Genomic DNA, 13,980 nt, shown 5'->3' with positions numbered 1-13,980 from the left:
ACATTGACCCAATTTATGACCTAACCTTATTGTTCTGAATTAAGTCAATATAAAGGTTGACTTTTTTCTTCAGGTCTTTTCGATGTGATATAAAATCTAAAAAACCATGTTCCAATAAAAATTCAGATGATTGAAAACCTTCAGGCAGTTCTTTACCTGTTGTGTCTTTAACAATACGAGGGCCCGCGAAACCTATTAAAGCTCCTGGTTCTGCAATGTTTATATCACCAAGCATTGCGTAAGATGCTGTTGTGCCACCAGTAGTTGGATCAGTACATAAAGAAATATATGGTAAACCGGCTTCTGAAAACTGAGCTAATTTAGCTGAGGTTTTTGCAAGTTGCATTAACGAAAGAGCAGCTTCCATCATACGGGCTCCACCAGATTTAGAAATCATCATAAATGGTGTTTTCTTCTTAATGGCGTAGTCAATACCGCGAGCGATTTTTTCGCCAACAACACTTCCCATTGAACCACCAATGAATTTAAAATCCATACAACAAATTACTATGTCCTTACCAAATGACTTTCCGTATCCAGTTCTGACAGCATCTTTAAGTCCAGTTTTTTTCTGGGCGGCTTTTAAACGTTCGCTATATTTCTTGGTATCCTCGAATTTTAAAGGATCTTTTGATGTAAGCTTTTCATCAAGTTCTGTGAACTTATTGTTGTCGAACAAGATTTCAAAGTATTCCTTACTACCAATTCTTACATGGTAATCATCTTCTGGGCTTACATAAAAGTTTTTGGCAAGATCATCAGACTCAACAATTTTGCCTGTGGGAGATTTGTACCACAGTCCTTTTGGAGTGTCTTTCTTTTCTTCAGTAGAAGTCTGTATTCCTTTTTCTTTTCTTTTAAACCAAGCCGTCATATCGTCCATTTTATGGTTGTCCTAAAATTTATTATAGCGTATTAACGTTATTTAAATCTTCAAATGCTTTTTTCAAACGATCGATGAAAGTGATTTCACCTTTTCTTAACCAAACTCTTGGGTCGTAATATTTCTTGTTAGGCTCGTCAGCACCTTTAGGATTTCCAATTTGTGATTGTAAATAGTCCTTATTGTCTTGAACATAATCACGAACACCTTCAAGAAATGCATATTGCAAATCTGTATCAATATTCATCTTTATAACACCATAGCTTATACCTTCTCTAATTTCTTCTACTGTAGATCCAGAACCACCGTGGAATACAAAATCAATATGGTTATGTTCTACACCGTATTTCTTAGTAATATATTCTTGAGAATTCTTAAGAATTTTCGGTGTTAATTTAACGTTACCAGGCTTGTAAACTCCATGAACATTACCAAAAGCAGCAGCAATAGTAAATCTCGGACTTATTTTAGAAAGTTCTTCGTATGCGTAAGCAACTTCTTCTGGTTGAGTATATAATTTGGAATCATCTACATCTGAATTATCAACACCATCTTCTTCGCCACCAGTAATACCAAGTTCGATTTCTAATGTCATTCCTATTTTGCTCATACGCTTAAGATAACCTTTACATATTTCTATGTTTTCTTCTAAAGGCTCTTCAGAAAGGTCGATCATATGTGAGCTGAAAAGAGATTTACCTGTTTCGGCAAAATGCTTTTCACTTGCATCTAATAAACCATCTATCCATGGTAATAATTTTTTAGCACAATGATCTGTATGTAAAATAACTACTGCACCATATGCTTCAGCCAATTGGTGTACGTGTTTTGCACCTGCAATAGCTCCTTGTATAGCCGCTTGTTGACCTTCATTAGAAAGACCTTTACCAGCATTAAACTGAGCTCCGCCATTAGAAAATTGAATAATTACTGGTGCGTTTAAACTTGCAGCAGTCTCTAAAACACCGTTAATAGTGTCAGAACCTATAACATTTACAGCAGGTAGTGCAAATCCTTTTTCCTTAGCGTAGTTGAATATTGCTTGAACTTCGTCTCCGGTAGCAACACCCGGCTTAATATTGTGAGCCATAATTTAGTGGTCTATTTGTTTCTAAAAAAATGAAAAACAAAAGTAGTAAAACAATTATATTTAAAACGGATAGTTGATACCTATTTGTAAAACAGAGTTGGCGAAATTATAATCCTTAAACCATCTTTCTGATTGAATTTCAGCAGGGTTATAGGTTTTGAAACCTAAATCAAGTCTGAAAAGGAAATAAGTGAAATCGTATCGTAAACCAAGACCTGTGCCTAAAGCGATGTCTTTCAAAGATGATATGCCGTCGAATGTAGCCTCAGGGTCGTCAACATTGTCTAAAACATTCCAGATATTACCTGCGTCAGCAAAAATGGCTCCGTTAATATCACCTGCTATGGGGAATCTGTATTCAAGGTTAACGGTTAATTTTAGATTAGCTTCATTGAAATCATCAATAGCGGAAACACTACCAGGGCCTAAAGAATAAGGAAACCAAGCTCTGTTGTCGTTTGCGCCACCTGCAAAATAGCTTCGTACAAAAGGAATGTTATCGGAATTACCATAAGGTATAGCAATACCAAGAAATGCTCTAGCAGCCAATACATTTGAACGTGATAGGTCCCAGTATTTGACATATTCAAATTCATTCTTTATGTATTGTGAAAAAGGAACGCCAAAGACTAATAATTGGTTATCGTCATTTTTGTTAAAAGGAACGATAGATGAAAAAGCTGATAAAAGATTCCCTGCACTTTCTAGTTTCCATCTAAATTGATAAAAACTATTATCTATAATACCTTCTCTATTGGTTTTGTTGAATGTATAGTTGGTTGCAAAAATTAAATTATTTTCGGTAAGCCGAATTCTTCTTTCTTCAATGCTATTTACTTTACTATAATTAGCACTAGACGAAGATACAGTGCCGTCTAAAATGGCTTCAGTGAACCCGGTTGTGCCGGAGGAAATTATTAAGTTGGGATTATTTGTGTCGTCATCGGACTCAAAATATTCGGCCAGTTCAGGGAATTCGCTATTATCATAGGAATCTGCTATGTCATCTAAAAGTTCATAAGTGTTTTTGTATACATTGTAAAAACGTTCTGGATTTACATTACGAACAAACTGAATGTTTAAAAGTTCAATATTGTGATTTACGAAATCACTTGGGACCCAATTATAGCCTAAAACAGTATTGAATGTCTGTTTATCAAGTCCAATGTTGTTTTGAAAACTTGTACCTATAGCTATTCTGGTTTTAGGTAACGTATAGTTAGGTATTATTTTGGAGGTGTTAATAAAAGGAAACCATATACGGGGGAAGTTAAGAGTAATGTCGCCACCGAACTCTGAAAAATAATTGGCTTCGAAAGTGTTACTGCTCAAAAGGCCATAAGATCCGTCGGCAGTAATACTTAAATTTTCAGCACCTTTAAAAATGTTTCGAATAAGTAATGTGGTGCTTAAACCTACACCTATTCTACTAAGGTTCGAACGACTAACTTCGAAATTTGTACCTAGTGAATATTTTGATTTTGGAGCTAAGTAAATATTAGTATTCACCTTATTACCTATGCTATCTGCTTCAAAAATTATGTTTGGATATTTAAAAATATTCAAGGCGTTTAGCTGTCTTGAGGTTCTTATTTTGTCGACATCTCTGTAAATACTGTCCTTTTTAAAAAATATGGCATTAGCCAATGTTTTTGGTTTAATATCGAAATTCTTAGAATAGTGTATCGTGTAATCTCTATAATCAATAGCATATAAAGAATCTTGTGTAGTAGTAGAGAGGTAATCTGTATAAATATTAATCTTATTGATTTTTTCAACTTTGTAGGCCGAAGTGGTTACTTCATTCTCACCTCTAGTCTTTAAATCGCCAATTTTTAATGTGATGTTCATCAGTTGATCATCTGCTGCTTTTATAGTATCTCGTAAGATGTCAAAAGTAATAGAGCTTTCCTGGAAATTTCGAATACCGCTATTTCTAAAAATACTGGTTAATCGTTCACGTTCATTATTAAAATTAGATAAATCGAATTGCTGGCCCTCTTTTATTAAAGAGTTGGCTGAATTTAAAAAGTACAGAGAGTCAATAGCTGTAGATGAGATATCATTTCCGAGAGAATCAATTTTGTATGGATTTCCAAGGTCTATATGATAATTAATTTTAGCTTTTTTATTCTGCTTTGTGGTATCAATTTCATAAGAAGTATTATTAGTGAAATAGCCTCTACCTTGATAATAAGCGCTAAGCCTTGCTAAACTTAAGCGAGTTCTCGTTGTGTCTAAAATAGTGGGCGCTTCACCAATGTCTTCAAGCCAATTGCTTAAGCCTGTAACTAAAAATGATTCTCCCAAGCGTTCTACTTGTTTAGCGGATAAAAGCTTTGTTAGTCTCTTTTTTCTATTCTCTTTTCTATCTAGCCAAGCGTTATAGGATGAATCAGGATTTTCTTTTGCTAAATTGTATAAATTAAGTCTTAATGGGTAGCCAAGTACGGTTGAGTTAGATTTTTGATAAATAAGACTATGAAGTTCTTCGTTGTTAATTTTTATAGAATCGGCGTAAATAGAATTTTTAATCACCAAAAATTCATCATCCTCAACTTTTTTAAGTGAGTTGCACGATAGCAAGACTATTGCCAATAGGGATAATAAGCTTAATTTAGCCATGTTGTTTTTGGAGCAAAGTGCCATCCTCATAGAAATCAAAAATACATTATTTGAATGGTTGTCAAAAGTGAATTGAAACTTATCAAAAGTCTACAGCAAAAAAAGTGCCGAAATGAGCATGGTCTATTTGTTGTCGAAGGAAAAAAGACGGTAGAGGAAGTGGTGAATTCTAAAATAAAACTGCATAAATTATTAGCTGTAGATCCCGAAGGTTTTGTGGAAGGAGTAGAAGTTGAACGAATTACCAATAGGGAGCTTAGTCAAATAAGTAGTCTAAAGAATCCGAATGGATATCTTGGTGTATTTCATATTCCTGAACAGGCAGAGCAATTACTGTCAGACTGGATTTTAGTGCTAGATGGTGTGCAAGATCCAGGTAACTTGGGTACAATTATTAGACTTTGCGATTGGTTTGGTTTAACTGATATTGTTTGTTCGCTAGATACTGTTGATTGTTATAATCCAAAAGTATTGCAAGCGACTATGGGTTCAATTACTCGTGTAAATATTCAGTATAGAGTTTTAGACTCATTTTTGAATTCAACAAAATTACCAGTGTATGGTACATTTATGGATGGTGATAGTGTAAACGATTCGAAATTACCAAAAAAAGGGATTATGGTAATGGGTAATGAAGGAAAAGGAGTTTCTAATTCTGTTGCAAAATTATGTACTTATAAATTGGCTATACCGCAATATGGAGGTGAAACTACAGAAAGTTTAAATGTGGCTTCTGCAACAGCAATTTTATTACATGAAATTAGAAAGTAGCAGAGTTTTTATGAGATTAGAGCTCAGTTCAAATATTTCTATTGAAAAGGATAAGCCTCTTTTATTTTTTTTAAAAACTAACGGCTAATGAAAATTATTCAAAAGTAAAATTGATAAAAATTCCTCTTGTTTTTAAAGATTCAATATTTCCGGTCCAAGGGCTATTTGGGTCTTGATCTGGTACCAATTCATCTGTTAAAGCAAACACGCCTCTTATAGATGGTGTGAACTTAAAATATTCTAAGTAGAAATCTATACCAAAACCAAGTTCGTAGTTATACACCCATTTTTTCATTCTAAAGGTGCCAGAACTATTGTCGTCAAGACTTTCTTCGTTACTACCTAAATTAAGACTTCTTGACCCACCACCGATAATAAAAGGTTTCCAGTTTCCTAATCTCTTTGCACTGGCTTTAAGTAAAATAGGGAAATTTATATAGGTAGATTTTACTTCTCTAATGGCATCACGTTCATCTTCAAAGCCAGTAAAGCCCATTAATCTTGATCCATAATGCAGTCCGGGTTCAAATCGTAAATCTAAAAACTCGTTAAGGCGTAATTCGCCAATAAGGCCTACATTAAATCCAAAACTTTTACTGACCAAAATATCAGGAGCATTTTCTTTGTATTCTATTTTAAAATCATATTGATTTAAACCTAAGAAATATCCCCAATTTAAGATTTTCTTGTCTTCGTTTTGTTTGTTCAATATGGGGCTTTCGTTGAATTGAGCACTCAATGTGGTGGTCATCAACAATAGCGCTAGGCTTATAAAAAACCATTTCTTCATATATCCTGGTTTACTATTGTAAGTAATCAATAATATAAAGCGAGCTTTCTAGAGCATGGCATCTGCCTTTTTCGCAATATAAATTGATGCAACCCCAAATGTTTGAGGTTTGTTCGTTACATCTATAAACCCGATTTCACGTAAAATATTGTTGAAATTTTCGCCATGAGGAAAAACAGAAGCAGATTCGCTTAAATAGCCATAAGCGGAATTATCTTTTGAGAAAAGTTTACCAATAAGAGGAAGAATATTTTTTGTGTAAAATGAATAGCCTTGTTTGTATGGCGTTTGTGTGGGTACTGATGTTTCTAAAACAACCAATGTGCCTTTAGGTTTTAAAACTCGTAGTATTTCAGTCATACCAGTTTCAAGAGTTTCAAAATTTCTAACACCAAAAGAAACTGTAACGGCATCAAAAGAATTATCTTCAAATATCAGGTTTTCACTATCCCCGACAATCATTTCTATATTATTGTCAAGATTTTTGTTCTTTATCTTTTCCTTACCGACAGCTAACATGCCAGGTGATATATCTAAGCCAACAATTTTTTTTGCACCGGTCTTTACAAGAGCAATTGCTAAATCACCCGTGCCAGTTGCAATATCTAAAATTGAATTAGGTTGTTCTTGTTTTAATATTTCGACAACTCTTTTACGCCATTTAATATCTATGCCAAATGAAATCACGCGATTTAAGCCATCATAATTTTTAGAAATAGTATCGAACATTTTGGTGACTTGTTCCTTTTTTCCTAAATCAGAATCTTTATAAGGTGTAACTTTTTTAGACATTGAATGCTTTTTTTTCGCAAAGATACAATTTAGCAAAGCTTAATTCCTTTTTAATGAGAGTGGTTATGTCCTAAATAGTTAAAGAGCTGGAAATAAATAATAAACTAATTAAATTATGTAATTTTGCCCCGTAATAATTGCTATTATTATCAAGATTACTTTTGAGCATTATTCTGTTGAAGGGTAATACATCTTCTCAATTTTTGATGGTAAGCGGTTTAATAAATTAAATGAAGATTATAATTGCTGGTGCTGGGGAAGTGGGCTTTCATTTGGCTAAGTTGCTTTCCTATGAATCACAGGATATTACCTTAATTGATAGTCAAAAAGAAAGTCTTGCGTATGCAGACAACCATTTAGATATTAGGGTTTTAAAGGGGGATGCCACTTCTATTGAAGTATTGAGAGATGCCCAGGTGCAAGATTCCGATTTAGTTATTGCGGTAACGTCTTCTGAAACTACTAACATAACTTTATGTATGTTGGCAAAACAGTTAGGATGTAAGCGGACTATCGCAAGAATTTCAAATACCGAATTTATTAAAAATAAAGAGCTTTTGAGATTTTCTGAATTGGGAATCGATGAATTGATTTCTCCTGAAGCCTTAGCTGCTACTGAGATTCAAATGCTACTTAATAAATCTGCCTTTAACGATACTTACGAATTTGAAGATGGTGAATTGATAATGGTAGGTGTATCTTTAATTAAATCTGCACCATTTGTAGGTAAAATGGTTAAAGAGGCTGCAAAGATATTCCCAGAAGTACATTTTATGCCTATTGCGCTACAACGTACCGGAACTCAATATACTGTAATTCCAAGAGGGGATACCTTGTTTAAAGAAGGTGATCAAGTATATTTTATTACCGTAAAGAAAGGGGTTGATGAGTTATATAAACTTACGGGTAAGAAAAAGGCGGAGATAAAAAATGTAATGATTTTGGGAGGTAGTAAGGTAGGTTATAAAACTGCCCGAGACCTTTGTGCCAATAAATTCAACGTTAAGTTGATAGAGAAGAACAAAGAAAAAGCTTTTGATTTAGCAGATGAATTGCCGAATGCTTTGGTGATTAATGGCGATGGAAGAAATGTTGAATTGTTAGAAGAGGAAAGCTTAGAGTCTATGGATGCCTTTATTGCTGTTACTGGTAATTCAGAAACCAATATAATGTCGTGCTTAGTTGCGAAATCTAAGAATATTAAGAAAACCATTGCCTTAGTTGAAAACATGGATTATTTTCAACTTTCTCATTCTATCGGGATTGATACATTAATCAATAAAAAACTTTTAGCTGCTAATAATATTTTTAGACATATTCGAAAAGGCGAAGTAGTGGCTCTAATGCGCTTGAATAATTTAAATGCCGAGATTTTAGAATTTATAGTTAAAAAGAATTCTAAGGTGACTGGAGCAACAATTAGGGAATTAAATTTTCCTAAGGCTGCTACTATTGGGGGTGTTGTAAGAGATGGTGTAGGTCATATCGCCCTAGGTGGGTTTAAAATTCAAGAAGGTGACCGCGTAGTGGTTTGTTGTCTACCTTCAGAGATTTCAAAAATTGAACGAATGTTCCTTTAAAATGCGGCTTAACTCAAGAATTATATTTCATTTAATGGGGCTTCTGTTGCTATGCAACGGGGGCTTTATGCTTTTGGCGGCGGTAGTAAGTGGTATTTACCAAGACGGTGCTACTTTAAGTATAACATTGGCATCGATTACGACCATGTTTGTTGGGGTGTTTTCAATGTATTATACTAGAGGACATAAGAAAGAGGTAAAACAAAAAGAGGGTTATATCATCGTAACTTTTGGATGGATAGTAATGTCAATTTCAGGGATGTTGCCCTATTTGTTTTCTGGCGCGGTCCCAGACATAACTAATGCTTTCTTTGAAACAGTATCTGGTTATACCACTACAGGTGCCTCTATTATGGATGATATAGAAGTAATGCCAGAGGGTATATTGTTTTGGCGAAGCCTTACCCATTGGATTGGTGGAATGGGAATTATTGTTCTGGCAATAGCGATTTTGCCGTTGTTGGGAATAGGAGGGATGCAGCTGTTCTCTGCAGAGGCTCCTGGGCCAAGTGCAGATAAATTGCATCCTAGAATAACCGATACTGCCAAGCGTTTGTGGCTTATTTATTTTGGATACACTATCGCAGAAACTATTCTATTAAAGATAGCGGGAATGTCCTTTTTCGATGCCATAAACCATGCAATGGCTACATTATCTACAGGTGGTTTTTCTACTAAAAATGCCAGTCTAGCTTATTGGAATGATCAACCGTTAATTCAATATATTGTCATCTTTTTTATGTTTTTAGCGGGGAGTAATTTTGTGTTAAGCTACTTTGCTTTTAAAGGAAAAGTGCAGAAGGTATTTAAAGATGAGGAATTTCGGTATTATGCTGGGTTCATAATCGTATTTACAATCATAGTGGCATTAGTTATTTATTTTAAGGCAAATATCACAGATATAACCCCTGGGTACCCAATGGTTTTAGGTAAAGCTGAGAGTTCATTTAGGCATGCCCTGTTTCAGATAATTTCTGTAATTACTACAACGGGTTTTGTTAGTGCCGATTTTACACAATGGACTCCATTTTTAACAATATTCTTTTTCGGGTTATTTTTCTTAGGGGGATCTGCAGGTTCTACGGCAGGTGGTATTAAGGTAATGCGTCATTTATTAATTATAAAAAATGGTGTTCTTGAATTTAAAAGAACATTGCATACGAACGCTATAATACCGGTGCGTTACAATAATAAAACAGTTAAGGAGAAAATCGTTTATAACATTATTGGCTTCTTTGTTCTCTATATGTTGCTCTTCATTATTGGAGCGCTTGTATTAGGTTCTTTAGGTCTGGATTTTGAATCGGCCATAGGTGGTTCAGCTTCTTCGTTAGGTAATGTAGGCCCGGCATTGGGGAGTTTGAACCCTGTAAGTAACTTCAATAGCTTACCTGATCTGGCGAAATGGTGGTGTGGCTTTCTAATGTTGGCAGGTAGGCTAGAACTTTTTACCGTATTAATATTATTAACGCCTTATTTTTGGAAACGAACATAATTGCAAAGCGATTTAAATAAAAAAAGCCCTTTACATGTAAAGGGCTTTTTTTATTTAAATATGTGGCTCTAATTTATTTTAGTGCCTCTTTGATTCTAGATATAGCTTCTTTGATTTCTTTAACGGATGCTGCATAAGATATACGAATACAATTTCCATTACCAAAAGCATCACCAGTTACAGTGGCTACATTAGCGGCTTCCAAAAGGTACATTGAAAAATCTGATGCGTTATTAATTTTTGTGCCATTGAACGTTTTTCCAAAATAAGCTGTTACATCTGGATAAACATAAAATGCACCCTCAGGTTCATTACATTTAAATCCATCTATTTCATTTAACAAGTCTAAAATTAATTTACGACGTTCTTTAAATTCGTCAACCATATACTTAATACGGTCTGGAGATTCTTCTAAAGCGGTTATAACTGCACGTTGAGCAATGCAATTGGCACCGCTGGTTACTTGACCTTGTAATTTGTTCGTAGCGCGAGCAATGTAAGCTGGTGCGCCAATATATCCAATACGCCATCCAGTCATTGCAAATGCTTTAGCCACACCGTTGACCGTAACTGTGCGATCAAACATATCATCAAATTCGGCCATTGAAGCATGTTCAGTTACGCCATAATTAATGTGCTCGTAAATTTCATCACTAACCACAATAATTTGCGGGTATTTAATTAATATATCGGCAAGTGCACGCAATTCTTTTTTGCTATATATAGATCCGCTAGGGTTACAAGGAGAGCTATACCATAACATTTTTGTCTTAGGGGTGATAGCGGCCTCTAATTGTTCAGGAGTCATTTTGAAATCATTTTCCAAAGTTGTAGGTACTTCTACTGGTACTCCGTCTGCCAGTTTAACTATGTCGCTATAACTTACCCAGTAAGGACAAGGTAAAATAACTTCGTCTCCTTTGTTTAAGATAACCTGCGCAACATTGTATAGCGATTGCTTAGCTCCTGTTGAAACAACAATTTGAGATGGCTCATAACTAAGGTTATTGTCTCTCTTAAATTTTGTAATTATCGCTTTTTTTAAATCAACGTAACCATCTACAGGTGAATAAGAGTTGTAGTCATCATTGATTGCTTGTATAGCAGCATCTTTAATGTAATCTGGAGTGTTAAAATCTGGTTCGCCTAAGCTTAAACCGATGATATCTTTCCCTAATGCTCTTAATTCACGGGCCTTTGCGGCCATTTCCAAAGTAGCTGACGGTGTAACGCTATTAATTCTATCCGAAAGTTGATTGCTCATGGGTGCTATAAATTTCTAGTATTGTAATGTAGGCTCTTTGCCTAATTCTTTTAAATGTTTGAAGTGCGAAATTATAGCTTTTCTAGTAGTTTTATACTCGTGATATGGCAAATTAAATTCCTGTGCTGTTTGTTTCACAATTTTCGAAATTTTTGTGTAATGAACGTGGCTTATGTTAGGAAATATATGATGTTCTACCTGATGATTTAAACCACCCGTAAACCAGTTTACAACTTTGTTTTTAGTGCCAAAATTAACTGTAGTAAACAGTTGGTGTATTGCCCAGGTATTTTTCATTGTACCAGATTCATCTGGTAATGGTGTATCAGCATCATCAACTATATGTGCTAACTGAAATACTACACTTAAAATTACCCCAGCTACATAATGCATTAAAAAGAACCCTATTAAGATTTTCCACCATGCAATGTCTAAAACTAACATAGGCAATACAATCCAAATGGTTATGTACAATAGTTTAGTAATAATTAAAGTACTCCAGTTCATCGTAGCACTTGGTAACTTACCGTAAGACAGTTTGCGTTTCATATACCTATACATCTGCTGAAAATCAGTAGTTATTGCCCAGTTAAATGTGAGTAAACCGTATAGTAATACAGAATAAAAATGTTGAAATTTATGATGTCTCTTCCATTCCGCATGTTTCGAAAAACGTAGTATTCTACCAGCTTCCATATCTTCATCATGTTCATGAATATTGGTATAGGTGTGGTGTAATACATTATGTTGTACTTGCCAATTGTAAACATTGCCAGCTAGTATATATATACTACTGCCCATTAATTTGTTTACCCATTTTTTGTTAGAATATGCACCATGATTACCATCATGCATTACGTTCATTCCAACTCCGGCCATACCTATGCCCATTACAATGGTCAATAAAAAGTTGGCCCAATTTGGTAATCCTAAGGTTAAGATTAGAAAATAAGGTGCTAAGAATAGAGAGAACATCACTAGGGTTTTAACGTGAAGTCTCCAGTTGCCTGTTTTTTTTAATTTATTGGTTTTAAAATAATCATTGACTCTACTATTCAAAGTTTTAAAAAACTTTGCAGAATCTGTTCTTGGAAATCGTATGGTATTTTGTTCCATAATTTGGTATTCTTTTACTTAATATGATGTAATTGAATCTATAAAAGTTTGATAGCTTGATTAAAAGCTAAATCTTTGCAATAGTGAATATACTAATAATATCTATTTACAAAGATACGGATGACTGCTGAAACCATATTTGAATATTTTCCCAATTTATCTGAAAATCAGAAACAACAATTTAAAAAATTAGAAGATCTTTATAAGGATTGGAACCAAAAGATTAATGTGGTTTCTAGAAAAGATATAGATGAACTCTATGTAAGACACGTTTTACATTCACTGGGGATTGCCAAGTTTATCAATTTTAAAGATGGCTCGTCTGTTCTTGATGTCGGCACAGGCGGTGGTTTTCCAGGTATACCGTTAGCTATATTATTTCCTGAGGTACAATTTACATTAGTGGATTCTATTGGAAAAAAAATAAAAGTAGTTGATGAAGTAGTAGGGGGTCTGCAATTATCTAATGTAAAAACTATTAATGCCCGAGTAGAAGAAATACCAGGTCAATTCGATTTTATTGTCAGTAGGGCAGTTGCTGCAATGCCAACATTCGTTCATTGGATAAAGGGAAAGATAAAGAAGGAGTCGGTGCACTCTATTCGAAACGGAATACTTTACCTAAAAGGTGGCGATTTGCTTGATGAATTAAAGGATTATAAAACCGCTGAAATTTTTGAATTGACAGATTACTTCAAAGAAGAATTCTTTGAAACCAAGAAAATGGTCTATCTACCACTGAAATTCAAAGGGTAATTAAATGCAAAATGCTTGATAATATGCCCTTCTATATTTTTGGACGAATAGTTTAATTGAGCTCCATGTTAACATTCTGAAACTACTACTTTGAGTTTTTGTTGTTATAGATTTCATAAGGTTTTGATTTTAAATTGATTACCAAGTTAAATAAAGTACGTTTAGTTTACAATTAATTAACGTTAAATTTACATTGATATTGTGTTGAACCCTTATTAAAGCTTTAAATTGAAAAAAAGTAAAAGCCCGTTAACTATATAGCTAACGGGCTTTTATTAAAAAGACTTTTAATTAGTTACTCCAAGGTGGCACGACACCATTAGATCTAGCATAAGCAATTAATTGTCCTTTATGCTCTCCATTATGTTCCATAATAGCTAAAAGACCGCCTAATTTATTCGATTTCATAAATCCGAAATCAACTTCTTCGTTAAGTGTTCCATCCTCTACTTTTGTGATTTTATCTAGAACAAATTGGTTAGATTTTTTAAGGGCAGCAATGATATTTTCTTTGCCAGTTATTTTACCTAATGCCATAACATCAACATCTTCTGGCGGGGCGAATCCTAATTTGGAAGCTAAAAAGTAATTGCCGCCAGCAACATGTAAAAGAGCTTCGGCAACAGAGTTAACTCCTTCGGTAGGTCTCCAATCATATTTATCTTCTGGGAAAGCCTCTGCAAGTTGTATTACCTGAGATTGATTTCCTGTTAAAACAGCTTTGATTGTGTTCTGTGTTAATGCTTCCTGGGCGTAAGAAAACGCTCCGGAGAAAAGCAGTGCGAATAGCAGTATCTTTTTCATAATTAGTATGTTAA

12 protein-coding genes are annotated in these 13,980 nt (G+C 34.3%); 4 read left to right on the top strand and 8 right to left on the bottom strand.

Annotated elements, in window-relative coordinates; translation table 11 throughout:
* Positions 1–13 precede the first annotated feature (13 nt).
* From accD to AAC084_RS18490, 3 genes are read right to left on the bottom strand one after another with little or no spacing between them, the layout of a single operon-like run.
* The gene (gene accD / locus AAC084_RS18500) at positions 14–874 is read right to left on the bottom strand and encodes an acetyl-CoA carboxylase, carboxyltransferase subunit beta (protein WP_339841786.1); all 861 of its coding nucleotides are present in this window, start codon (positions 872–874) and stop codon (positions 14–16) included.
* 31 nt (positions 875–905) lie between these two features.
* Positions 906–1,973: a class II fructose-bisphosphate aldolase gene (fbaA, locus tag AAC084_RS18495; protein ID WP_339841756.1), complete on the bottom strand. Its 1,068-nt coding sequence runs from the start codon at positions 1,971–1,973 to the stop codon at positions 906–908.
* Positions 1,974–2,033: 60 nt separating this feature from the next.
* On the bottom strand, positions 2,034–4,598 hold the full coding sequence (locus AAC084_RS18490) for a BamA/TamA family outer membrane protein (RefSeq protein ID WP_339841755.1): 2,565 nt from the start codon (positions 4,596–4,598) through the stop codon (positions 2,034–2,036).
* Positions 4,599–4,652: 54 nt separating this feature from the next.
* Between AAC084_RS18490 and AAC084_RS18485 the strand changes: the two genes are divergently transcribed.
* Positions 4,653–5,369: an RNA methyltransferase gene (locus AAC084_RS18485; RefSeq protein WP_339841754.1), complete on the top strand. Its 717-nt coding sequence runs from the start codon at positions 4,653–4,655 to the stop codon at positions 5,367–5,369.
* A gap of 94 nt (positions 5,370–5,463) precedes the next feature.
* Here AAC084_RS18485 and AAC084_RS18480 read toward each other — a convergent pair whose 3' ends face one another.
* A complete protein-coding gene (locus AAC084_RS18480) occupies positions 5,464–6,159 on the bottom strand; it encodes a porin family protein (RefSeq protein WP_339841753.1) in 696 nt (231 codons plus the stop codon).
* Positions 6,160–6,207: 48 nt separating this feature from the next.
* Entirely contained in the window at positions 6,208–6,951 is a 744-nt protein-coding gene (gene ubiE, locus AAC084_RS18475) for a bifunctional demethylmenaquinone methyltransferase/2-methoxy-6-polyprenyl-1,4-benzoquinol methylase UbiE (protein WP_339841752.1), read from the bottom strand.
* Between the two features lie 230 nt (positions 6,952–7,181).
* Between ubiE and trkA the strand changes: the two genes are divergently transcribed.
* Both trkA and AAC084_RS18465 read left to right on the top strand, forming a co-directional pair.
* The gene (gene trkA, locus AAC084_RS18470) at positions 7,182–8,531 is read left to right on the top strand and encodes a Trk system potassium transporter TrkA (RefSeq protein WP_339841750.1); all 1,350 of its coding nucleotides are present in this window, start codon (positions 7,182–7,184) and stop codon (positions 8,529–8,531) included.
* A gap of 1 nt (position 8,532) precedes the next feature.
* Positions 8,533–10,026, top strand: coding sequence for a potassium transporter TrkG (locus AAC084_RS18465; protein ID WP_339841749.1), 1,494 nt, complete (start codon positions 8,533–8,535; stop codon positions 10,024–10,026).
* Between the two features lie 73 nt (positions 10,027–10,099).
* On the opposite strand, the gene AAC084_RS18460 is transcribed toward AAC084_RS18465, so the two are convergent.
* The gene (locus AAC084_RS18460; protein WP_339841748.1) at positions 10,100–11,290 is read right to left on the bottom strand and encodes a pyridoxal phosphate-dependent aminotransferase; all 1,191 of its coding nucleotides are present in this window, start codon (positions 11,288–11,290) and stop codon (positions 10,100–10,102) included.
* 15 nt (positions 11,291–11,305) lie between these two features.
* Positions 11,306–12,406 (bottom strand): acyl-CoA desaturase, encoded by a 1,101-nt coding sequence (locus AAC084_RS18455; protein WP_339841747.1) that lies wholly within the window; start codon positions 12,404–12,406, stop codon positions 11,306–11,308.
* 120 nt (positions 12,407–12,526) lie between these two features.
* Here AAC084_RS18455 and rsmG point away from each other — a divergent pair, with 120 nt between their 5' ends.
* Entirely contained in the window at positions 12,527–13,162 is a 636-nt protein-coding gene (gene rsmG, locus AAC084_RS18450) for a 16S rRNA (guanine(527)-N(7))-methyltransferase RsmG (protein ID WP_339841745.1), read from the top strand.
* 291 nt (positions 13,163–13,453) lie between these two features.
* Here rsmG and AAC084_RS18445 read toward each other — a convergent pair whose 3' ends face one another.
* The gene (locus AAC084_RS18445) at positions 13,454–13,966 is read right to left on the bottom strand and encodes a DinB family protein (RefSeq protein WP_339841744.1); all 513 of its coding nucleotides are present in this window, start codon (positions 13,964–13,966) and stop codon (positions 13,454–13,456) included.
* Between the last annotated feature and the right edge of the window lie 14 nt (positions 13,967–13,980).

The sequence above is a fragment of the uncultured Maribacter sp. genome (assembly GCF_963977385.1).
In the GTDB taxonomy this organism is placed as follows: domain Bacteria; phylum Bacteroidota; class Bacteroidia; order Flavobacteriales; family Flavobacteriaceae; genus Maribacter.
Note: the sequence above shows the minus strand (reverse complement) of the source record. Positions and strands in the feature narration are given on the sequence as shown.

Coding starts and splice junctions, on each gene's coding strand:
- accD (WP_339841786.1), bottom strand. CDS start 874: ATGACGGCTTGGTTTAAAAGAAAAGAAAAAGGAATACAGACTTCTACT.
- fbaA (WP_339841756.1), bottom strand. CDS start 1,973: ATGGCTCACAATATTAAGCCGGGTGTTGCTACCGGAGACGAAGTTCAA.
- AAC084_RS18490 (WP_339841755.1), bottom strand. CDS start 4,598: ATGGCTAAATTAAGCTTATTATCCCTATTGGCAATAGTCTTGCTATCG.
- AAC084_RS18485 (WP_339841754.1), top strand. CDS start 4,653: ATGGTTGTCAAAAGTGAATTGAAACTTATCAAAAGTCTACAGCAAAAA.
- AAC084_RS18480 (WP_339841753.1), bottom strand. CDS start 6,159: ATGAAGAAATGGTTTTTTATAAGCCTAGCGCTATTGTTGATGACCACC.
- ubiE (WP_339841752.1), bottom strand. CDS start 6,951: ATGTCTAAAAAAGTTACACCTTATAAAGATTCTGATTTAGGAAAAAAG.
- trkA (WP_339841750.1), top strand. CDS start 7,182: ATGAAGATTATAATTGCTGGTGCTGGGGAAGTGGGCTTTCATTTGGCT.
- AAC084_RS18465 (WP_339841749.1), top strand. CDS start 8,533: ATGCGGCTTAACTCAAGAATTATATTTCATTTAATGGGGCTTCTGTTG.
- AAC084_RS18460 (WP_339841748.1), bottom strand. CDS start 11,290: ATGAGCAATCAACTTTCGGATAGAATTAATAGCGTTACACCGTCAGCT.
- AAC084_RS18455 (WP_339841747.1), bottom strand. CDS start 12,406: ATGGAACAAAATACCATACGATTTCCAAGAACAGATTCTGCAAAGTTT.
- rsmG (WP_339841745.1), top strand. CDS start 12,527: ATGACTGCTGAAACCATATTTGAATATTTTCCCAATTTATCTGAAAAT.
- AAC084_RS18445 (WP_339841744.1), bottom strand. CDS start 13,966: ATGAAAAAGATACTGCTATTCGCACTGCTTTTCTCCGGAGCGTTTTCT.